Source organism: Bacillota bacterium (assembly GCA_012727955.1).
Lineage (GTDB): Bacteria > Bacillota > Limnochordia > DTU087 > JAAYGB01 > JAAYGB01.
The window spans coordinates 1-20,555 of the sequence record JAAYGB010000020.1 but is presented as its reverse complement, the minus strand read 5'-3'; the positions used below and the strand labels follow the sequence as shown (position 1 = coordinate 20,555).

Below are 20,555 nucleotides of genomic sequence, written 5' to 3'. Positions count from 1 at the left end.
ATTCAGGGGCAAAAAGTGCGTATCATTACAGAGCGCGCTCCAAAGCCTTGGGTTTAGCAAAAATCATTCGCCCGGCAGCAGTCTGCAACACGCTGGTCACCAGTACTCCGACAGTTTCTCCTATGTAACGACGTCCACCATCAACCACGATCATTGTTCCATCGTCTAGATAGCCGATGCCTTGTCCCTGCTCCTTGCCATCTTTGATTACATGAACGGTCATCTCTTCTCCAGGCAGAACGATGGGCTTGACGGCGTTGGCCAATTCATTGATATTCAGCACTTGAACACCATGTAACTCCGCTACCTTGTTGAGGTTGAAATCATTGGTGACAACCTTCGCATTCAGCGCTTTGGCGAGCTTCACCAGCTTGGTATCGACTTCTGAAATATCATCATAGTCCCATTCCAGTACCTTCACATTCACCTTGCGCTCTTTCTGCATCTTGTTCAAAATGTCTAAACCTCGCCGTCCACGATTGCGCTTGAGCACATCGGAAGAGTCTGCAATATGCTGTAGCTCCTCGAGAACAAAGCCAGGTACGTATAAGGTTCCCCCAATGAATCCGGTACTACAAATGTCCGATATCCTACCGTCGATAATGACACTGGTGTCAAGGATCTTTGCTCCCACCGGGGCTGGTTTTCCTTCGTTTTTCTGACCCCGCTCTGCATTTCGCTGCATTGTTCCCGTCAGCAATTGGAAGAGGTCATCCTTTTTTCTCACGGAAACAATGGTTGAGATATACCCCAGAAAGGCTGTAATCAATAGAGGAATATAGTCTCCGATCACTGGAATACTTCTAGGAATTGGTATAGTTATTAAAATAGCTATCAAGAGCCCAACACAGAGCCCTATGGCGCCAGCCACAACTTCAGTCAGGGAAGCCCGATGTAAATTATTCACCGTTGCACCGATACAGCGTTGAAAGAGTCTCACCAGTGCGGGGCCAATCAAAAGTCCCATGATCAAACCAAAGATTGCACCCCCGATCAGCCAGTGAGGGGTTTGCACTCCCAGAGCTTCCCCGCTCATCCCGCCGAGACCATTCTCTAGCACGTACTCTGCTAACTGAAAACCCAGCACAGCACCTAAAAGCGCAGAGAAAAATCTGACTGCTTTCATCTACAACTGCTCACCTCCTTCCCTCCGGCCTCTAGTCTTTCCAGTTCCTGAAGAAATATCCATGAAATCAAAGCAAGAAATCCAACTGAAGTGCAGGACAGCGGACCGTTGTTGTCCGCTGTCAAGTTAGGGGCACACGTCCCCCTTATTCAAAAAAACTAAGAACCTGTTGCTCAACTTCCTCTTCGGAAAGGTCCTGGGCAAGCACCAATTCGCTAATAAGGATCTGCTTTGCATTCTCCAGCATCTTGCGCTCACCGGTAGACAGTCCCTTCTCGTTATCTCGGATCGCCAAATTACGCACGACTTCAGCTACAGCGAAAATGTCTCCACTCTTGATCTTCTCCATATTGGCGCGATAACGACGATTCCAGTTGGAAGACATCTTTGTCTGCCCCTCTTGCAAGATACTGAGAACCTGAGCCACACCCTCCTCGTCGATCACGGGGCGCAACCCTATCTCCTCAGCGTTCTCCATCGGGATCATCACCTTCATATCGCCGATGGGCAGACGCATGATGTAATAATTCTGCAATTCGCCCAGTACTTCCCGCTCTTCGATCTTCTCGATAATCCCAGCACCATGCATAGGGTACACTACTTTATCCCCGATATTAAAACCCAACCAATCAACCCCCAACCATATCCGTTTCTACGTATAAAAACCCTACCCTATATTATAATAGAATCAATCAAAAAGGTCAATGTTCCCGACTTTTCGCAACTATCGCTAAATGTGCCGGTCCAACAACACCTGCTCCCGCATCCTACGCAGCCCTTCCCGAATGGCCTTGGCCCTGACTTCACCGATACCCTCAACATCGTCCAGCTCATCGATACTAGCTTGCAGAATATTGGGCAGTTCTTTAAAGGTGTTGACCAAGTTCTCAATCACCGGCATCGGCAACCGAGGAATGCGACTGACCACCCGGTAACCCCGGGGCACAACGGGATAATCGGGATTGTTCATGTTACTGCCATAGCCTAGGGCTCTGGCCGTCAGGGCTTGGTCCAAGAGATCCTCCGACTCCCAACTGGATAAACTCTGCCAGACCTGTTCGGCAGTCTCCTCCCGATCCGAGGTCAGGTAGTCCTTGATCACCAAATACCCCTCGTCTTCAATATCGACCATCAATTCCTCCAGCTGCATACTAACCAAACGACCCTCTGTTCCCAATTCTATGATGTATCGCTCGATCTCATTAGCCACACGCTCCACCATTTGCGCCCGCTGTACCGCCATAGTGACATCGGCTAAGGTTGCCGCCCCCTCAAATTCTAGGGCCGTCAAATTGGTGAGCACCTGCTGCAGCACCGACTTATATTTCTCTAGGGTCTGGAGCGCTTGGTTGACTTTGGCCAGAATCACCCCGACGTCCCGCAGGACATGCTTCACATTTCCCTTGTACAACGAGATGACGTTCCTCCGCTGGCTAATGGAAATCACCAGCTCCCCCGTCTGCTTAGCCACCCGCTCCGCGGTCCGATGGCGAGTTCCCGTTTCAAAGGTGGGAATCATCGGATCCGGGGTTAGCTGACAATTGGCATAAAGAATCCTTTTGGCATCAAAGGAAAGGATAATAGCACCATCCATTTTGGCCAATTCATACAAGGCCGTGGGATTCATCTCTGCGTCAATCCGAAACCCTCCATTGACTAGGCTCAGCGTTTCTTCACTGTCGCCCACCACAATCAGAGCACCGGTCCGAGCTCGCAAAATGTTCTCCAGTCCCTCTGACAGCGCCGTACCCGGGGCCACAAGCGGGAGGGTCTTTGACCAGAACTCATCAAGTTTGGCTTTCATTCTTTCACCTCCTGGTTGAGCACCCCACCGCACGCAACGCTTCTTCGATGCGGCGAACTGGTACAACTTCGATTCCAAATCCATCCACGTTTATATTCTTCACCGCAGTGGTCGGGACTAAACATTGTTGAAACCCCAATTTAGCAGCTTCTCCCAAGCGCTGCTCAATCTGCGGCACCCCGCGGATTTCTCCCCCCAGCCCAATCTCACCAAGGGCAACGGTGCCGGGCTTCATGGCAACATTCTGTAAACTCGAGGCAACTGCCAAGGCAACGCCCAGGTCCGCTGCCGGTTCCGTAACCTTGACGCCTCCTGCGACGTTGACAAATACATCATGGGTCTGGAGTGGGTATCCCATTCTCTTTTCTAATACTGCCAAAATCATCGCGACCCGATTGTAGTCTACCCCGGTGGTTTGCCGGCGGGGAACTCCGCCAAAGGCCGTAGCGCTCACCAAGGCCTGGATCTCCAACAAAAGGGGCCTGCTGCCCTCAATGCTGCCGATGACAATGGAACCGGGAGACTGCTCCAGTCTTTCCGCCAAAAACATTTCCGATGGATTAGTAATTTCTGTCAATCCCCGAGCGCTCATATCGAAAACACCGATTTCGTTGGTTGAGCCAAAGCGATTCTTCACCGCCCGCAGGATGCGATAGTTGGCGGAGCTGTCCCCTTCGAAATACAGAACAGCATCAACGGCATGCTCCAATACCTTAGGACCCGCCAAGGCGCCGCCCTTGGTCATGTGCCCCACCAGAATAATTGGCAATCCCTGTTGCTTTGCCACCTGCAGCAGTTGCCCGGTACACTCCCGCACCTGGCCGACACTTCCCGGCGCCGAAGTGATATCGGCACTGCCCATGGCCTGAATGGAATCCACAATGGCCAGGGAGGCCTTTGACTGTGCCAGAGCACCGGTTGCTGCTTCAATCTCAGTGGTAGCCAGGACCAGCACATTGTCCTCCAAGGCCCCCAACCGCTGGGCCCTTAACCGCACCTGTTGGGGAGACTCTTCCCCGGAGATGTACATTACTTCCCTTCCGGACTTTGCTAAGTTGGCGGCCACCTGCAATAGGAGAGTGGACTTGCCAATCCCCGGGTCGCCACCCACCAAGACCAGGGATCCGGGAACAATCCCGCCTCCCAGGACTCGATTAAGCTCACCGATACCGGTATCCAGCCGTTGGGACTCCACGGCTTCCACCTGGGGAAGGCGCTGGGGCTTGGTGCCGCCCTGCGCCATAAAGGCCTGACCAGATCTGCGCTTGGGCTCAGGAAGGGCCTCCTCTACCAAGGTGTTCCAAGCTTGACAGGCAGGACAGCGTCCAAACCATCGACTGGTAGAATGCCCACACTCCTGGCACACATACTGGCTTTTAAGTCGAGCCATAACCTTCTCCTAGATAAAATTAGAATAGAATATAATTAATCAGTTTAATTATAGCACTAACCAGCGCAGTTTACAATTGAAAGGGCGGTATCTGAAGCCGATACCGCCCATTACGCTCTTGGCTTTGTTCAACTCAGTTTTACTTCATCGCCGCAAAAAGCCAATTGCCCTTTACTAACTAACGGGGACTCCCTGCTCCTTCCTTTGAAATTCCAGGGCTTCACCCCGCACCGTGACTACCACGGTATCACCGTCTTTGAAGGTGCCCGCCAGGATGTGATCCGACAGGGGATTCTCAATATATCTTTGGATGGCCCGACGCAAGGGGCGAGCACCGAACTCAGGATCAAATCCCCTATCCACGAGGAAATCCTTGGTGGCCTGATCCACCACTAATTCAATATCCCGCTCCTGCAGTTGCTCCCGCACCTCTTTGACCATGATGTCCACGATCTGGTGAATGTGCTCCCGCTGCAGCGAATGGAAGACGATGATGTCGTCAACTCGGTTGAGAAATTCCGGTCGGAAGGTACGGCGGAGTTCTCCGGTAACCCGATCCTTCATCGCTTCATATTCGGAACGAGCCTGTTCCGCCGCATCGCCCACATGGAATCCAATGCGCTCGGAGCGCTGCAGTTGCCGAGCCCCCACGTTGGAGGTCATAATCAACACTGTGTTACGGAAATTCACCGTCCGTCCCTGAGCGTCGGTTAGACGGCCGTCTTCCAACACCTGCAGCAAGATGTTAAAGACCTCGGGGTGAGCCTTTTCGATCTCATCAAAGAGAACTACAGAATAGGGCCTGCGGCGCACCTGCTCCGTTAGCTGCCCACTTTCTTCGTAGCCGACATATCCTGGAGGCGCCCCGATTAACCGGGAAACGGTATGTCGCTCCATGTACTCCGACATGTCCAGACGAACCATCGCCTCTTCGTCTCCAAAGAGAGCTTCCGCCAAGGCCCGGGCCAACTCCGTCTTACCCACACCCGTTGGTCCCAGGAAGATAAAGGAGCCCACGGGGCGCTTCGGATCCTTTAGACCGGCCCTAGCCCGGCGCACAGCCCGAGAGATGGCACCGATGGCCTCGTCTTGACCGATCACCCGCTCGTGGAGGATTTCCTCCAGGTGCAGAAGCCGCTCCGACTCCTCCTGGGCCAGTCGGGTAACGGGAACTCCCGTCCACCCCGCCACAATCTCAGCGATATCGTCCTCGGTCACCGTTCCTGAGCGCATGCTCCGGCTTTGCTTCCACTGAGCCTGCTTTTCCTCTAACTCCTCCTTGAGTTTCTGCTCCCTATCCCGCAAAGCCGCGGCGTTTTCAAATTCCTCATTCTTAATCGCAGATTCCTTCTCAACCCGGGCCTCATTGATGCGATCCTCCAGTTCCTTTAACTCTGGAGGCGGTACCAAGGCCGAGAGGCGTACCCGAGAGGCTGCTTCATCGATGAGGTCAATGGCCTTGTCGGGCAGGAACCGCTCCGTTACATACCGATCCGACAGCCGGGCCGCGGCCACCAGGGCCTCGTCGGTGATCTTAACCCGGTGATGGGCCTCATACTTATCCCTCAGGCCCTTAAGGATTTCGATGGTCTCCTCGACGGTAGGTTCATCAACCATGATGGGCTGGAATCTCCGCTCCAGGGCGGCATCCTTCTCCACATACTTGCGATACTCATCTAAGGTAGTAGCTCCAATGGCCTGCAGCTCACCTCGGGCCAAGGAGGGTTTGAGGATATTCGAGGCATCGATGGCCCCCTCGGCAGCACCGGCGCCGATGAGGGTATGCATTTCATCGATGAAGAGAATCACATCGCCCGCGGCACGAATCTCTTCCACCACCTTTTTGAGTCGCTCCTCAAACTCACCCCGGAACTTGGAACCGGCAACCAGGGAACCCATGTCCAAACTGACCAATCGCTTGTTGGTCAGGGTCTCTGGAACATCGCCCGCGACAATCATTTGCGCCAACCCTTCCGCCACCGCGGTTTTCCCAACGCCCGGCTCTCCGATCAAGACGGGATTGTTCTTGGTTCGCCGGCTTAAGATTTGAATTACCCGCTGGATCTCCTGCTCCCGGCCAATGACGGGGTCCAGTTTCCCTTCCCGAGCCAACTCGGTATAGTCCTGGCCATATTGATCCAGGGTGGGGGTTTTCCGCCTTCCTGCGGCCTTGGCCCCGGTGCCGCCGGCGCCGCCACCGAGAAGCTCCCCTACCTGCTGACGAACCTTGTCAATGTCGGCACCCATGTTCCGCAGTACCTGGGCAGCAACTCCCTCACCCTCCCGGATCAAGCCCAAGAGGATGTGCTCCGTCCCGATATAGGTGTGTCCCAGTTTGCGGGCTTCATCAAAGGCCAATTCCAGTACCCGTTTGGCTCTGGGAGTAAAGCCGATCTGACCCACAGGACCCCCTTCACCCCGACCGATGACCCGCTCTACCTCCTTGCGGACATCTTCGAGATCCCCCAGGTCTGCCAATACCTTTGCTGCCACACCGGCACCCTCGGCTACCAGCCCCAACAGAATGTGCTCGGTGCCAACGACATTATGATTTAGCCGCCGCGCCTCCTCCTGCGACAACACAATGACCCGTTGCGCTCGTTCGGTAAATCGACCAAACATAAAGTCACCTTCCCTTTCCAAGTCTCCTCCGCACTAGTGAAGGGCCTGTCAACCGTTAGGCTGTTTCAATCGTTCTCGAATCAGACTGGCCCGATACTCATCCCGTTGTTCCGCTTCCAGCTCCCGCCCCATAATAAACTGGAGATGGGCCGGCCGGATCATCACCATCAATTCCTGCAGAATTCGAGGCTCCAAACCAGTGATAATACCTAGGTCGATGCCCAGGCGCACCGTTGATAGATATCCCAGGGCATCGGCGGTATTCAAAATCCGAGAGTGGGACAAAACTCCATAGGCCCGCCAAATCCTATCTTCCAAGGCTAATCTATTGGACTCTAAAAGGGTATTCCTCGCTGTGCGTTCATGGGCAAGGATCTGCTCCGCCACATTGGTCAGGTGTTCAATGATCTCCCGCTCACTGCGTCCGAGACTCACCTGATTGGAGACCTGATAGATATTGCCCACTACCTCTGTACCCTCTCCATAGATACCCCGTACCGTCAGTCCCAATTGCCGAACGGCATTGATAATTCGGGGCATGACGCCCGTCGCGCTCAATGCCGGTAAGTGCATCATTAGTGATGCCCGCATTCCGGTACCAACATTAGTCGGGCACGCGGTCAAATATCCTACCTCTTCGGAAAAGGCAAAGTTGAGCCTAGCGTCCAGCTCATCGTCGGTTTTGTCTGCCCTTTCGTAGGCCGCCAGCAACTGCAACCCGGGATAGAGCACCTGAATCCGCAGGTGATCCTCTTCGTTGACCATAATGCACAAAGTCTCGTCATCGCTCAGGGCTACAGCTCGATTCCTCACCTGCTGGGCATGTTGGGGACTGATTAGATGTTTTTCTACTAGTCGTCGTCGCTCCAACTGTTCCACTTCCGGCATGGCTCTAAAGTGTAATGTCCCCACAGAACCTTCCAAATTCATTTGAGCCGCAACAGCCTTAACCAACTCCTGAACTTGGCGCAGCTGTTCATCACTGGCCACGGCACAAAAGGGAATGTTGGCTATATTCCGGGCCAGACGAACTCTACTTGCAATCACAATATCATCCTCAGGCCCCTTGGCCTGCATCCACTTAGGCGCTGCCTTCTTGAATAAATCCTCTAATGCCATCGCACCGATCCCCTTCCGTCCTCTTCAGGCACAATTCTTTTCTTAATCAGCGGTCTGCGCTTCCTTGGCGCGAATTAAATCCCGCAGACGCGCAGCCTCTTCATAATTTTCCTCGGCGATGGCCTGGGATAGTCGTCCCCTCAGCTCTTCGATCTCCCGCTGCTGCCAAAGCTCAGGAGCGCTGTGCCGAGGCACCTTCCCCGAATGGGTTGTCGTCCCATGCAGCTTGCGCAGCAGCGGCTTTAGCTGCTGCGAAAACTGGGCATAGCAATCTGCACACCCCAATTGACCTAACTTGTGAAAGTCGTTATAGGACAGACCACAGGTGCGGCAACGAATGGTCTGTGGTTGGGTTCTTCCCAGAAACTTAAATTCATTTTCCAATACCTTTCCCAGAAAGCTCTGGAAGGTAGACTGCGGATCCAGCCAGCCAAAATCTCCTTGGGCCGCAGCGCACTCTTGGCAGAGATGCGCCTCGGTTTTCTGGCCGTTAATCACTTGGGTCAAGTGTACCGTCGCCGGTCGTCGCTCGCATTTTTCACAGATCATCACCCTACGCCTCCTCTGCCCTCACTATCGACTGCCTACCGATACTACCAACAGAGCCCGAAACAAAGCGGCTCTGACCATCCCTGCTATGGAAGGCTCCAACAGCCGGGTTTCTTGATCGATGACAGCGCGAATTAGTCGGATCTGCTCGGCCTCCAAGACTTTCGCATCTTCCAGCCGGGCCAGCAAGTATTCTATACCCTCTTTCGACACTGTCCTACCCACCTGATTGTAGGCCCAGGAAATCAGCTGTTCGCCCTCTACCGGCTGCAGACGAGTGATGCGAATATACCCACCGCCCCCTCGGCGGCTTTCCACAATGTACCCATGTTTAGCGGTAAATCGGGTCTTTAGCACATAGTTAATCTGAGACGGAACGCACTGAAAGCGCTCAGCTAAATCGGTCCTACGGATATGAAGGGTATCCTGCCCCATCTCACTTAACAATCGCTTTAGATAATTTTCAATGTGATCAGCCAGGGTAGCCATCAGCGCCCTCCTTCTCACCAAGATACAGCCACGATGCCCCCTGCTGCCGGGGCCAAACCCAGACCATCGGAGTGGAAAATCCACCCATATCTATTGTCTCCGCCACTATGGTTTTTAGCCACTCGCGGCCTTTGACCTTCCCTGACCTTCACTGGTATTGTACCCGTCTTTCTCTGGCCTAAGCAAAACCAGTTTTCGGCCATTTTCCAGCCTCCGCCAGGAAGGAGGGGGAAAATTCTTGTCAAACCAAAGTTTTTCTCACCCTAGCTCCTCTAAACTTCGTCTTTTGGTCAGGAAAGGTCAGACCGACCCCTGTTCCACCGGTTTTGTTAATTTTTTACCTACTTTGGTATATTTGCCGGGGAGTTGGACATACTAATGGATGGAAATCATATCTGCGGAGGGATGAGACATGAAATCAACGGGACGGAAGGAACAAGTCGAGCGGCTGGCCCAAGCCATAGCAGCCATTGAGAATTCAACTTTAAGCCCCAAGGCCAAGGAGCGGGGACTCGTCCCTCTTCGCAAGGCATTGAATCGAGAGTTGGGGCTAGCGGCTCAGGGCCGCTAGAGCGTATCACCTTTCATCATAGACTTATAGCCAGAGGCCAAGACGGGGAAAGCGAGCTTTCCCCGTCTTGCTGCAGTAGTCCAGAAGGCGCCAGGGCCTTTTTGGACCTGGCGATTAGGACAGATTATAACCAACCAGTCAGCTGAGCCAAGAGCCGGGCATAGGCAACGAAATTGGGCCAGGAAATGTCGGGAGGCACCCCATGGTCACAACCGGGAATGAAACCGCCCTGCTCTAAGAGGGGAGGAACCACCCGCATAACTTCTTCTTCCATTGCTTTCCCGCCCTTGGCAATGGCTCGCTTGTCAATACCCCCGGTATAGGCCATCTTCGTCCCATAGAGGCGACGATATTCCACGATGTCATTGTGGGCCGCCACTTCATTGGGGCCAGAGCAGTTGATTCCTGCTTCAATCCAGATGGGAATCAACTCACCGACATACCCATCGGAGTCCAGGGCTATGACCGGCACCTGATGACGGCGCAGGAGTTTTTCCCACCGCTGGTAGGCCGGCATGAGAAATTCTCGGGTCATTGCCGGAGAAATCATGCTGTGGGCCTTGTAGGCCATGTCTTCATGAATCCAAACTGCATCGGGAACAAAGGATGCCAGCATCTTCTCCAGGACCTGCTCGACAAACTGGATCCAAAAGCCGATCATCTCGCGAATAAAGTCCGGCTCCTCCACCAGCTTAATACAGAGGTTGGTAAATCCCAGCCACTCCCGCAGCTGCCAGAAGGGCCCATTGACGCTAACGGAGACGGGATAGTCCCGGTTTTCCAGCAGCTGCGCCCGCTGGGCAAAATCCTCGGGAAAACGCCCCGGTGAAGCAGGATCATACCGGGGTTTCATTTTTTCCCAGTCCTCCCTGGTCTCCACGGGAAACTTGTGCCATTTCCTAGTGACAAAATCCTTGGGCATTCTGAGATAGGTGTAGTCATACTCATCGGAGATCTCGGTGATCGCACCCATCCAATCCTGGACAATATAGTGACCGTCTTTGTGTTCCAGTACCTTCTCCTCAAAGGTGGGGATCATAATAAAGGACACCCCAGGATCTACCTTCGGTCCCGGCGGCTGATAGTCAATCCCCAGTTCCTCCATTAGGTGCTGATACCAGTGACCTTCCGCCGGCAACCCTTGAGTTCGCCAGGTGGCCAAAGTGGACTCCCGGGGGCCGCCGGGCTGAAAGGGTATCTTGTCTGGTGTTCCAAAGGTCATTGTCGCTACATATCGTTCCCGCTCAGTCATAGTCATTTACTTCGCCCTCCGCCTCGACAGTTTTGCAGATTTGTGCTTGTTCTCTGATAACTGACTACGACTGGAAACCGTGGGCACCTTCTGGCTTTAACAGATTTATCCGAAAAAACAGCCCCTGCCACCAGATACGGCGGCAAGGGCTTTCAACGTATCAATACTTAGTACGTCCAGGGACCTCCTCAACGGATTCCCCCAGGGAATCAGCTATTTCCTCCAAGATACGGGCTCGATAGTTTTGAAAGTCGTACATCGCCCACCAGCCCATGAGGTTAGGCAGCTGGGTGCCATCTTCCAGATCTAAAGGGGCAACGGAATACTCCTCGGCAATACGCTTTAGTTCCTTTTCCTTCTGTGACAAGCCTAGCCCCCCTTCATACGGGTACTGATAGTAGCCTCCCACAGACAGCGGGGTCTTATTCTTGTCTGCCCGCCCCATCGGAAAGAGTACCGAGACTTATCTCAGCCGCGGTCAAGGCCGTCAGCCGGTCTGTGCCCTGGGGTCTGACCAGCAATGCCCCGGTGTCATCGATTCCCACGGCTTGTCCCCGACGGGAAGTCCCGTCCTGATCCCGGACCTGCCAAGTAACCTCTTGCCCCAGAGTGGCACAGTGACGGGAAAACTCTGCAACGATTTTCCTGGGGTCTTCTTGGAAAATCCGATAAAACCGACCAAAGGCACCAACCAACCTAATCAAGAGCTGGCTGCGGCCAACCGGTGTCGGGCTTAGCTCGTTAAGGGCCACCACGGGACGGTTCAAAGCGGCCAGTTCCGGAGGCTTTGTCACGTTGATGCCGATCCCAACGGCCGCCCAGTTCAAGGCGGTAGCGCCCCCACCCTCCACCAAGATCCCCGCTAATTTTCCGGAGTCGGCCACCACATCGTTGGGCCATTTCAGCTGCAGATTGGTAAGCCCGCAAAGGCTGCCGATGGCCTCCTTGGTCGCCAACGCAGCCGCGAGGGACAGAGTTCCACTTATGCGATGGGCAGTTCCGGGACGAACCAGGAGGCTCACCCACAACCCTGTGCCCGGCTGGGAAATCCAGCGTCGACCCAATCGACCTCGTCCCCGGGTTTGTGCATCGGCGACCACCACTGCAATTTCCGGCACTTGACGGCGGGCCATGTCCCGCACCACATCATTGGTGGACTCCGTCTCAGCTAAGTGTAGATAGGAGGTTACTTCTTTGGCAGCGGCCTGCAGCTGGGCCAACATTTCCCCTTGGGCAGACAGGGGGATATTAGCTTGGTTCATTGTTCGGTCACCTTACCTCTATATTTAACAAACAATTGCATTTAGTTTACACAGAAAGCCCCATTGGGTATAATTATCTCTAGAAGTCTTTTCCCCAACTGAAAACCGAAGCTTCAGGGAGTATTTAGGAGGTAATCAGCAAATGCGAAAGCGACATCGTATCCTCCTCCCGGTGGTGCTCACCGTGGTACTCACCGTCGGAGGTATTCTTTGGGGCTCTGATGCCTTACCTATTCCACGCTGGAATAGTGCCAATCCTTCAGAGCAGGCAGAAGTACCGGCAGACCGTCAGTTGGTGGGTAATTCCAAGGTCTACGCCGCTGCCGCCCTAACGGGGAATCCCTATCTCATTGCCGATGTGGCCGAGGATAGTAGTCCCGCCGTGGTGTTCATCTCCGTGGAGTGGCCCCAACCGGAAATAGATACCTCGAGATCACCCTTTGATGATCCCTTCTTCCGTTTCTGGTTCGGCGACAGATTCTTCCCCTTCCCCACCCCCGGTCGACCGCAACCGAGACAAAGCGCGGGTACGGGCTTTATCATTGATACCGAGGGTCACATTCTCACCAACCAGCACGTGGTGGGGGATGTCGGTGAAGGCCAGACCATTACCGTTCGCATCACCACCGCGGAATTCGATGGCGAGGTGGAGGCGGAGCTAATTGGCGCCGACTACATGCTGGACCTGGCGGTACTGAAAATTGAAAAGCCCCAGGAGTTGAAGGAACTGCCAACACTACCTCTGGGCGATTCCGATCGCAGCCGTCCCGGCGAGTTTGTCATTGCCATCGGTAATCCCTACGGTGAGCAGTTCGACCATACGGTAACCATTGGCGTACTCAGCGCCAAGGGCCGGCAAATTAGCATTCCCGATTATGACAAATCCACGGTCAAACTGTACCAAAACCTGATGCAAACCGACGCGGCCATCAACCCCGGAAATAGTGGCGGACCCCTTTTGAACATCAAGGGTGAAGTCATCGGAATCAATACTGCGGTTAACGCCCAAGCCCAGGGAATTGGCTTTGCCATTCCCATCAATACAGCCAAAGAGGTTCTAACGGACCTGATTGAAAAGGGCAAGGTAGAGCGAGGTTCCCCGTGGCTGGGAGTCCAGTATGAAAGCGCAGAAAGATACTTCCGGGTCTCCGGCGCCCAAGGCATTGTCATCGTCAATGTCTTGGAGGGTCAGCCCGCGGAGAAGGCTGGACTGAAGGAAGGGGACTACGTCATCGCCATCGATAGAAAGCCCATTCGCGGTACCCAGGACTTCATGGCTAAGGTACAACAACTGCAACCGGGACAGCAGATTACCCTCACCGTGCGGCGGGGAGGTACACAACTGCAGATTCCGCTGATTGTGGGCGAAAGACCCGAAGATATCGATTAGAGGTTGTCGAAAGGAACCTAATAGGCATAGGAAAAGGGGAGCAGCTAAGTACTGCTCCCCTTCTTGATTCTATCGTATTACTCGCCAGCGACAGTAGTAATTGGTCGAGTTAATTCCGCCTCTACTGCCTGGATGATACCACCGATGGAAGCCATGGGTTTTCTCACCCTAACGGTAACCCTGTCAACGTCACAACTGGCCAGGACCTCTTCTGCAATCGCCTCGGCAAGGGCTTGAATCAAGTTGAATTCCCGCTCCTCCACCAAATCCTTGACGATAGCATAGATGTCGCCGTAACTGACACTGAGCTCTACATCATCGGTCTGACTGCTGCTGCTAAAATCGCCCAGCAGGTCGATATCAACTTCAATGGGTTGACCCATCTCTTTCTCAGCTTCATAGGCTCCATGATAGCCGTAAAACTGCATACCCTTAAGTGACAGACGATCCATTGATAGGTCAACCTCCTTTTGACGTGGGTGGAATTAACCTACAGGATTAGGCTCGGGATCAAAGCCCACCTCGTTGATGGGACTATCATCGTCGCTCTGCTGAAGGGCTCGGTTCTGCCGCAGACGACGCAAGGTCTCCTCGGGAGCAGCGAGAATCTCCTCGTAATCCTCACGATTGAGGGTCTCTCGCTCGATCAAAGCCTCGGCCACGGCGTCCAGTTCCGTTCGGTGCTCCGTGAGGATGTTAATGGCCCTTTCATGGGCGTTATCCACGAGACGTCGGACTTCCTCGTCGATTACTGCCGCGACTTCTTCACTGTAGTTTCGCTCCCTGGAGATATCCCTGCCCAAGAAGATCTGTTCTTCATGGCGTCGACCGAAGGTCAAGGGTCCTAAGCGCTCACTCATTCCGTATTCCGTGATCATCTGGCGAGCCAACTTAGTAGTCCGCTCCAGGTCATTCTGGGCTCCGGTACTAACCTCATTGAAGACGATCTCTTCGGCGGCTCTGCCTCCCAGCATCCAGGACAACTGGTCTTCCAACCGGGACTTGGTCATTACGTACCGGTCTTCCTCGGGCAGAATCATCGTGTAACCCCCGGCCAACCCTCTACCGACGATGGTAATCTTGTGTACCGGATCGGAATTGGGGACAAAGCTGGCTACCAGGGCGTGACCCGCCTCATGATAGGCAAAGACCTTCTTGTCCTCTAAGGACATCGCCTTCCGCTTTCGTTCCGGACCCATCATCACTCGGTCAATGGCCTCTTCACACTCTTCCATGCTGATGGTTCGCTTCCGCCGACGCGCCGCCAAGATTGCCGCTTCATTCATCAGATTCTCCAGATCGGCGCCACTGAAGCCCGGGGTTCTCCTGGCCAATACCTTGAGATCCACGGTGGAGTCCAAAGGCTTGCCCCGAGAGTGTACCTTGAGAATTTCGATTCGACCTTCGTAATCGGGACGATCGACGACGATCTTCCGGTCAAATCGGCCCGGGCGCAACAATGCCGGGTCCAAGACGTCGGGACGGGTGGTTGCTGCCATCACGATGATTCCAGAGTTGGCCTCAAATCCATCCATCTCCACCAGCAATTGGTTCAGGGTTTGTTCCCGCTCATCGTGGCCGCCCCCCAGACCGGCACCCCGGTGGCGTCCCACGGCATCCAACTCGTCGATGAAAACAATACAGGGTGCGCTCTTCTTGGCAGTGTCAAACATATCCCTGACCCGAGAGGCACCGACACCTACGAACATTTCTACAAAGTCAGAACCACTGATACTAAAAAAGGGAACTCCAGCTTCTCCGGCCACCGCCTTGGCCAACAGGGTCTTACCGGTCCCTGGCGGGCCTACCAGGAGCACTCCTTTGGGAATCTTGGCACCGAGCTCAACGAAGCGCTTCGGGTGCCTGAGGAAATCCACGATCTCGACTAATTCCTGCTTAGCTTCATCGAGACCGGCTACATCGTCAAAACCCTTCTTTACCTTGTCCTCGGTTTGCAGCTTGGCTCTACTCTTGCCAAAGGACATGGCCCGGTTATTACCGCCCTGCATCTGGTTGAGGATGAAAAGCCAAATTCCGATAAAGATCACCAGTGTGATGATATTAGGCAACAGCGCCAGCCACCAAGGAGTAGGTTCAGGAGCAGAGGCAGTCACCTGGACTCCCCTGGCCATCAAGTCGTCGGAGAGCTCAGCCATCTTTCCGATGGGAATCGTGGTTTCAAAGTTGGTTCCATCCCGCAGGGTACCCTCGACTCGCTGCTCTCCTATCATATTAACCTGTCGTACCTGTCCCTGCTCCAGCCGCTCGATAAACTCCCCGTAGCCCAAGCTAAGCTTGAAGTAGACACTGGGATAGAGGCTGCTAACAATGGATACGGCAATGATTGCAATCAACAGGTACAGACTGATTCCGCGCAAAAATCTATTCAAATTCTGTCCTCCCCTCACCTCAATGAGAAGCTTTCCTAAGATTATTTACACATAAGGGCATTATCATATTATAACAGCTATTTGTCCCTACTACAACCGCCTGCTTCTCATTGTCAAGCCTCCAGCGGCGATTGCCTTGTCTGTCGAAAGGTCACTCGAAGGGCAATGGTGGTATTGTCGGTGATCTTCGTGTCCTCAGCCTGCTGATGACCAACCACCGCAACAATCCCCTGCTGATCACACAATAACGGGATCAGATCCCGTTTTTCTCTTGGTATTTTCCTGTCAATCAGATAATCCTTTAATTTCTTACTACCCGACATGCCCAGGGGCCTAAACCGATCACCTTTTAGTCTTTGGCGACAAGACAGCGGCAAGGCTACCTTGGCTGCATCCAGCCAAATCTCCCAGTTTCCCCCCCTGTGCCAAGTATCCCGTTGCTGTGCCAATGCATCCCTTAGTTCTTCCGGGGTGGGCCAGTTTTGACACTGCTTCAGGGTGATTTCCAGTCCCCATTCCGGGAGGGAATTCTCCCCAAAGGTTAGCTGCCGACGGGGCAGTGCCGACGCCTTCGCCGGTGTAGAGCCTGTGGGCTTTCCTGGCTCCGATAGGAAAAATCCCACCCGGTCCTTGCTCACCTGCACCCTGACTCCCTTGGGCAGATCCTGCTGGCCCCCTTGGTTCTTCACCAGATCCAAAACCTGTTCCACATGGGCAAAACTCAGCTGGTAATCACTAACCCCCATCTTAAGGTAGGCCATTTGCACCAGCCGGCGCTGCAGGGCCAGGGGTTGAGCAGTGAACTCATCCCAGGCAAAGACATACTTCCCCCGAGACTGCCAGTCTTTCTCTCTTTGGACTAACTGGTCCCAGGCGGCCTGGGTCAACTCCTCCAGGAACTCATTCTCGCTGCGCACAATCTCCACCAGCCGGGAGGTACTCTCCACCAGGTCGGCGGAAAACTTCTCTAAAAAGGGCAACAACCTGAGTCGAATTCGGTTGCGCCAGTATTTCTCAGAGTTATTGCTGGGATCCAGGCGCCACTCTAAGCCCCGCTGGTCACAATACGCTTCGACTTCAGGTTTAGTCACATCGTAAAGTGGCCGAATCACGTTACCTCGTTTCGGCGGGATACTGGACAGGCCCTTTAGGCCTCCGCCCCGGAGCAACCGCATGAAGAAGGTTTCCACCACGTCATTGCGGTGATGGGCCACCGCCACCTTCGCTCCCCCAACTTCCTTAGCTACCTCAGAAAAGAGGAGATAACGCAGGAGCCGCCCGCCATGTTGGCTGTTTAGGCCTCGGCTCCGGCTGTATTCTGTCACATCGATCCGATAACCGAAAAAGGGAAGACCCAGTTTAGCCGCCAACTCCCGGCAAAACTGAAAATCCTCCTCAGCCTGGGCTCCCCGAAACATGTGATTGAGATGAACTACGTAGAGGGACAGCTGCCACTCTTGCCGCATTCGGAACAAGAGATCCAGCAAAGCCACCGAATCCGGACCACCGGAAAGCCCAATGACCACTGCGTCACCGGGCTCTAACAGATCGCGAGACTCACAGGTCTTGATCACTTTGTCTAATAAATCCACCGTTATCCCCTACACACAAAGCTTGGGTTGACTTCTCATTTCTTCTTTCCACGACAGTAGATAGGGATCCTTCCCCTAGTCTGACAACTTCCGAGAAAAACTCAAGCGGAACTACGAACAATGACGGGAATGTCCAATCGGGAGTGGGACATGGGCTGTCCGACCGGTTGCAGCAAGGGCCTGAGGGTCACGGTGATCACCGTCTGATCATCCTGGGGCCCATTCTCTGCTCCTTGAGCCTTGGCCAGTAGGGACTGGGCTAAGTTGCTGTGATCTTCCCGTACCGGAGTTGCTAAATAGTGGAGCAGCCATTCATCTCCACCGGTGGTACGGCTGCCGGCTTCAATAATGCCGTCGGTAACCATCACTAGGGTATCGTAGGGCTCTAAACAGATCACTTCGCTTTGGTAATCAACCCGCTGCAAAATTCCCAAGGGTATCGAGTTGAGCTGGATCCGATCCACTTCTCCATCCCGGCGAATCACGTAGCTGGGAGCCGCTCCAATCTTGGTGAACTCGATTTGCCCCGAGTAAACGTCAATGATGGCCAAGTCCACAGTGGTGAACATATCCTGGGGATTGCGCATCCGCAGGATAGAGTTGACGATTTTCACTGCGAAGGGCCGTTCGAAGCCGCAGCTTAACAGCTCCGACAACAACTTGACGGTGGTGCCGCTTTCCATGGCTGCCTTGGAACCACTGCCCATGCCGTCGCTGAGGACAATCGCCACCTTCCCATCATCCAAGCGTAGGCTGGTAAAGGTATCACCGTTGACCCAGCCGCCACTGCGGGGCGCGGCATCGGCTTGAATCTCCAGTTCATAGGTGGGTTTCGGCAAGTATACCATCCGCCGCAGATTGCTGCTCTTATCAGCTCTGTCGCAGGCTCGCCGGGTCCACAATTGGTACTGGGTTTCCATTACCGAGGATATGATGTCTTCGATCTTCCCATTCCATTCCGGCGACGTCAAGGCAGCGGAGCCCGTCAGCTCCACCTGCAGCCGCCCGCCGGAGGACACTCTCACCCTAACCTGCCCGTCGATACCCGCCCGCTTAAACTGTAGAGCCAGCTTTTCCTCATATTCTTCAACAAATTCCGTCCTGACATGCACAGTATTGGCAAAGGAGCGAAAGACCTGGGCCACTCCCTGCAGTTGTGCCGCCACAATCTCCTGGCTTTCCTCAATTTGCTGACGCCAATGGGCATCCACTTGCAGCATCTCATAAAGATAATTGGCGTTGAGAACCAACTGTGTCGGCCGAATGCATCGTTCCTTCAGTTCCTCGCCGAGATCAGCGATATCGGTCTTGCCCCTCTTTTCGATTCCCGTTAACAGCTCCATGAACTGCCAATAGGTCAAGTAGAAGGAATCCTTCCAGCAACGATCAAAGGAAGGGCACTCCCGGCACACCCGCTCGCTGAGGGCATCTAGCCTGCTGCCGTAATCTAGCTCCATGGTTCGGGCCTGGGGCACCGCAGAGAAGGTATCCGCGAGGTTGGAGAACACGCCGGCCAAATCACTGAGTTGAGAGTTTACCTCTCGCTGCAGACGAGCCTCGGATTTCGCCTGTCGATACAAGGAAGCTTGGGAGCCCGGCAGTACCGCGGCCCAATTGTCCACCCAAGGGGTAGGTAAGACAATATAAACAGCCCACCCGACAATCCCATGCAGCCACCAAAACTGCAGGGTCTCCAGCTCAAGGATATCCATTGAGACCAGAAAAATTGACGCCAAGAAGCCCACAGTGGCACCAAAGCGACCATAGCGGGCACCGAGACCGGTACCAACCCCGGCCAAGCCCAGCATTCCCATGGCAGACACCAGACTTACGGGTAGAGCCGGCGCCACCAAGACTCCGAGGCAAATGCCGGCAATGGCAGCAACCCCTGCTCCCCATTGGGTCGCCATTAGCAGCAGCACCGTTAGGCTGAGGCTGACCTGGGGCACCCAGGGACCAATCTGCAGCTTGGCCACACCCAAAAAGAGAATAACCACTAGGGCCAGAACAGCGATGATTTGCTCCGGGGTCAAGGTCTTTCCCGCGGACAGGTTTCGGGTCTCGACTAGAGGATGTAAAAGGTGGCAGGTGGCGTACAGAATCAACACATAGGCTCCGCACCACGGCCAGGGCAGCCCCACCCCAAGACTCGACAGGACTATACAGGCGGTGGCGAAGACCAAAGTAATCTGCAGGCGAGGACTCAGCCGCTGAAGGGCCTTGGGGCGGCTCCGGAGGAGAATCCAAGTGACAGTGCCGCCGGTGAGCCAGAGCAAGCCATCATTCCAGCTCAGCAGCGATGTCCCGGCCAACACCGCAAGAAATACCGGTAGGGCCAGTTGGGGCCTAACCAGCAGGATCATTCCAAAGAAGGCCGGACCAAAGGGCGCAATTTCACCGAAAAGTGCCCCTCGGGCCGCGAAGAATCCCATTACCGCCATCAAGGCAGCACCCCTCTGGCTCAAGGCGGTGATGAACCAATGAAGCAGTGCTCCCAAGCAGCGGCGGAAAAGAAGGAAGGGAGTTATTCTCCCCTGCCGCCTTTTGGTACCCTGCCGGGCTCGTTCCCCCCTGAGCTTGTCCCCCGTTGAACTTTCTCTATGAAAGGGTAAGACTCGAGCATACTCTTCCCTATTGGTTGCCATCTAGAACCCACCTCGTGTACCGAATAATTGCCGACAATCAGGGCAGTGTTATCACTATGGTAACATCACCAATGGTGGATTCTATGTCGAAAGGCTGAGGGGCTCCCTCCCAAGATTTCCAAAGGATCCCAATTTTCTCCAGCCATTGCCAGAGGGAAATAACAATCCGAAGGAGTTTGTAACTTGGATTCGAGATTTACTGGGACGGCAAAGACAGGCCAGCGGCTGCAACGGAGGGAAGTCAAAGGAAAGTCGATGTGGTAAGCACAATCTAGGACAGATATCGGGGCAGCTGATCCTTCAAATACCGCCAAGCCACATCGATCACAGCAACGTCGTCCAGCCATCCAAAGC

General features: G+C 54.2%; 17 protein-coding genes. 2 read left to right on the top strand and 15 right to left on the bottom strand.

The features are described 5' to 3' along the window. Window positions 1–25 precede the first annotated feature (25 nt). From GX030_04240 to GX030_04205, 8 genes are all read right to left on the bottom strand, one after another. Entirely contained in the window at window positions 26–1,036 is a 1,011-nt protein-coding gene (locus tag GX030_04240; protein NLV91589.1) for a PIN/TRAM domain-containing protein, read from the bottom strand. Window positions 1,037–1,271: 235 nt separating this feature from the next. Then, on the bottom strand, window positions 1,272–1,715 hold the full coding sequence (locus GX030_04235) for a CarD family transcriptional regulator (GenBank protein ID NLV91588.1): 444 nt from the start codon (window positions 1,713–1,715) through the stop codon (window positions 1,272–1,274). 141 nt (window positions 1,716–1,856) lie between these two features. Then, the gene (disA, locus tag GX030_04230) at window positions 1,857–2,930 is read right to left on the bottom strand and encodes a DNA integrity scanning protein DisA (protein NLV91587.1); all 1,074 of its coding nucleotides are present in this window, start codon (window positions 2,928–2,930) and stop codon (window positions 1,857–1,859) included. A 4-nt stretch (window positions 2,931–2,934) separates the two neighbouring features. After that, the gene (gene radA / locus GX030_04225) at window positions 2,935–4,320 is read right to left on the bottom strand and encodes a DNA repair protein RadA (GenBank protein NLV91586.1); all 1,386 of its coding nucleotides are present in this window, start codon (window positions 4,318–4,320) and stop codon (window positions 2,935–2,937) included. A 174-nt stretch (window positions 4,321–4,494) separates the two neighbouring features. Further along, window positions 4,495–6,942 (bottom strand): ATP-dependent Clp protease ATP-binding subunit, encoded by a 2,448-nt coding sequence (locus GX030_04220; protein NLV91585.1) that lies wholly within the window; start codon window positions 6,940–6,942, stop codon window positions 4,495–4,497. 48 nt (window positions 6,943–6,990) lie between these two features. Further along, the gene (locus tag GX030_04215; GenBank protein ID NLV91584.1) at window positions 6,991–8,061 is read right to left on the bottom strand and encodes a protein arginine kinase; all 1,071 of its coding nucleotides are present in this window, start codon (window positions 8,059–8,061) and stop codon (window positions 6,991–6,993) included. A 42-nt stretch (window positions 8,062–8,103) separates the two neighbouring features. Next, on the bottom strand, window positions 8,104–8,610 hold the full coding sequence (locus GX030_04210) for a hypothetical protein (protein NLV91583.1): 507 nt from the start codon (window positions 8,608–8,610) through the stop codon (window positions 8,104–8,106). 24 nt (window positions 8,611–8,634) lie between these two features. Then, window positions 8,635–9,099: a CtsR family transcriptional regulator gene (locus tag GX030_04205; protein NLV91582.1), complete on the bottom strand. Its 465-nt coding sequence runs from the start codon at window positions 9,097–9,099 to the stop codon at window positions 8,635–8,637. 412 nt (window positions 9,100–9,511) lie between these two features. Between GX030_04205 and GX030_04200 the strand changes: the two genes are divergently transcribed. After that, the gene (locus GX030_04200; protein NLV91581.1) at window positions 9,512–9,670 is read left to right on the top strand and encodes a hypothetical protein; all 159 of its coding nucleotides are present in this window, start codon (window positions 9,512–9,514) and stop codon (window positions 9,668–9,670) included. A 124-nt stretch (window positions 9,671–9,794) separates the two neighbouring features. On the opposite strand, the gene GX030_04195 is transcribed toward GX030_04200, so the two are convergent. The 3 genes from GX030_04195 to GX030_04185 form a co-directional block, all read right to left on the bottom strand. Then, on the bottom strand, window positions 9,795–10,928 hold the full coding sequence (locus GX030_04195) for a hypothetical protein (protein ID NLV91580.1): 1,134 nt from the start codon (window positions 10,926–10,928) through the stop codon (window positions 9,795–9,797). Window positions 10,929–11,082: 154 nt separating this feature from the next. Next, window positions 11,083–11,289, bottom strand: a complete 207-nt coding sequence (locus GX030_04190; protein NLV91579.1) for a hypothetical protein — start codon at window positions 11,287–11,289, stop codon at window positions 11,083–11,085. Window positions 11,290–11,344: 55 nt separating this feature from the next. Continuing rightward, a complete protein-coding gene (locus GX030_04185; GenBank protein NLV91578.1) occupies window positions 11,345–12,184 on the bottom strand; it encodes a biotin--[acetyl-CoA-carboxylase] ligase in 840 nt (279 codons plus the stop codon). Between the two features lie 142 nt (window positions 12,185–12,326). On the opposite strand from GX030_04185, the gene GX030_04180 reads away from it, so the two are divergent. Further along, window positions 12,327–13,574 (top strand): trypsin-like serine protease, encoded by a 1,248-nt coding sequence (locus tag GX030_04180; GenBank protein ID NLV91577.1) that lies wholly within the window; start codon window positions 12,327–12,329, stop codon window positions 13,572–13,574. 77 nt (window positions 13,575–13,651) lie between these two features. On the opposite strand, the gene folB is transcribed toward GX030_04180, so the two are convergent. From folB to GX030_04160, 4 genes are all read right to left on the bottom strand, one after another. Next, complete coding sequence (gene folB, locus GX030_04175; protein ID NLV91576.1) at window positions 13,652–14,026, bottom strand: dihydroneopterin aldolase; 375 nt, start codon at window positions 14,024–14,026, stop codon at window positions 13,652–13,654. Window positions 14,027–14,059: 33 nt separating this feature from the next. Beyond that, complete coding sequence (locus tag GX030_04170) at window positions 14,060–15,964, bottom strand: ATP-dependent metallopeptidase FtsH/Yme1/Tma family protein (protein ID NLV91575.1); 1,905 nt, start codon at window positions 15,962–15,964, stop codon at window positions 14,060–14,062. Between the two features lie 113 nt (window positions 15,965–16,077). After that, the gene (gene tilS, locus GX030_04165; protein ID NLV91574.1) at window positions 16,078–17,556 is read right to left on the bottom strand and encodes a tRNA lysidine(34) synthetase TilS; all 1,479 of its coding nucleotides are present in this window, start codon (window positions 17,554–17,556) and stop codon (window positions 16,078–16,080) included. Window positions 17,557–17,657: 101 nt separating this feature from the next. Further along, entirely contained in the window at window positions 17,658–20,201 is a 2,544-nt protein-coding gene (locus GX030_04160) for a SpoIIE family protein phosphatase (GenBank protein NLV91573.1), read from the bottom strand. Window positions 20,202–20,555 lie beyond the last annotated feature (354 nt).

Excerpts from the sequence above, each read along its gene's own strand:
- GX030_04195 (NLV91580.1), bottom strand. The coding sequence starts at position 10,928 with ATGACTATGACTGAGCGGGAACGATATGTAGCGACAATGACCTTTGGA.
- GX030_04215 (NLV91584.1), bottom strand. The coding sequence starts at position 8,061 with ATGGCATTAGAGGATTTATTCAAGAAGGCAGCGCCTAAGTGGATGCAG.
- radA (NLV91586.1), bottom strand. The coding sequence starts at position 4,320 with ATGGCTCGACTTAAAAGCCAGTATGTGTGCCAGGAGTGTGGGCATTCT.
- GX030_04205 (NLV91582.1), bottom strand. The coding sequence starts at position 9,099 with ATGGCTACCCTGGCTGATCACATTGAAAATTATCTAAAGCGATTGTTA.
- GX030_04180 (NLV91577.1), top strand. The coding sequence starts at position 12,327 with ATGCGAAAGCGACATCGTATCCTCCTCCCGGTGGTGCTCACCGTGGTA.
- disA (NLV91587.1), bottom strand. The coding sequence starts at position 2,930 with ATGAAAGCCAAACTTGATGAGTTCTGGTCAAAGACCCTCCCGCTTGTG.
- GX030_04160 (NLV91573.1), bottom strand. The coding sequence starts at position 20,201 with ATGGCAACCAATAGGGAAGAGTATGCTCGAGTCTTACCCTTTCATAGA.
- folB (NLV91576.1), bottom strand. The coding sequence starts at position 14,026 with ATGGATCGTCTGTCACTTAAGGGTATGCAGTTTTACGGCTATCATGGA.
- GX030_04220 (NLV91585.1), bottom strand. The coding sequence starts at position 6,942 with ATGTTTGGTCGATTTACCGAACGAGCGCAACGGGTCATTGTGTTGTCG.
- GX030_04240 (NLV91589.1), bottom strand. The coding sequence starts at position 1,036 with ATGAGCGGGGAAGCTCTGGGAGTGCAAACCCCTCACTGGCTGATCGGG.
- GX030_04235 (NLV91588.1), bottom strand. The coding sequence starts at position 1,715 with ATGCATGGTGCTGGGATTATCGAGAAGATCGAAGAGCGGGAAGTACTG.
- GX030_04200 (NLV91581.1), top strand. The coding sequence starts at position 9,512 with ATGAAATCAACGGGACGGAAGGAACAAGTCGAGCGGCTGGCCCAAGCC.
- GX030_04185 (NLV91578.1), bottom strand. The coding sequence starts at position 12,184 with ATGAACCAAGCTAATATCCCCCTGTCTGCCCAAGGGGAAATGTTGGCC.
- GX030_04210 (NLV91583.1), bottom strand. The coding sequence starts at position 8,610 with ATGATCTGTGAAAAATGCGAGCGACGACCGGCGACGGTACACTTGACC.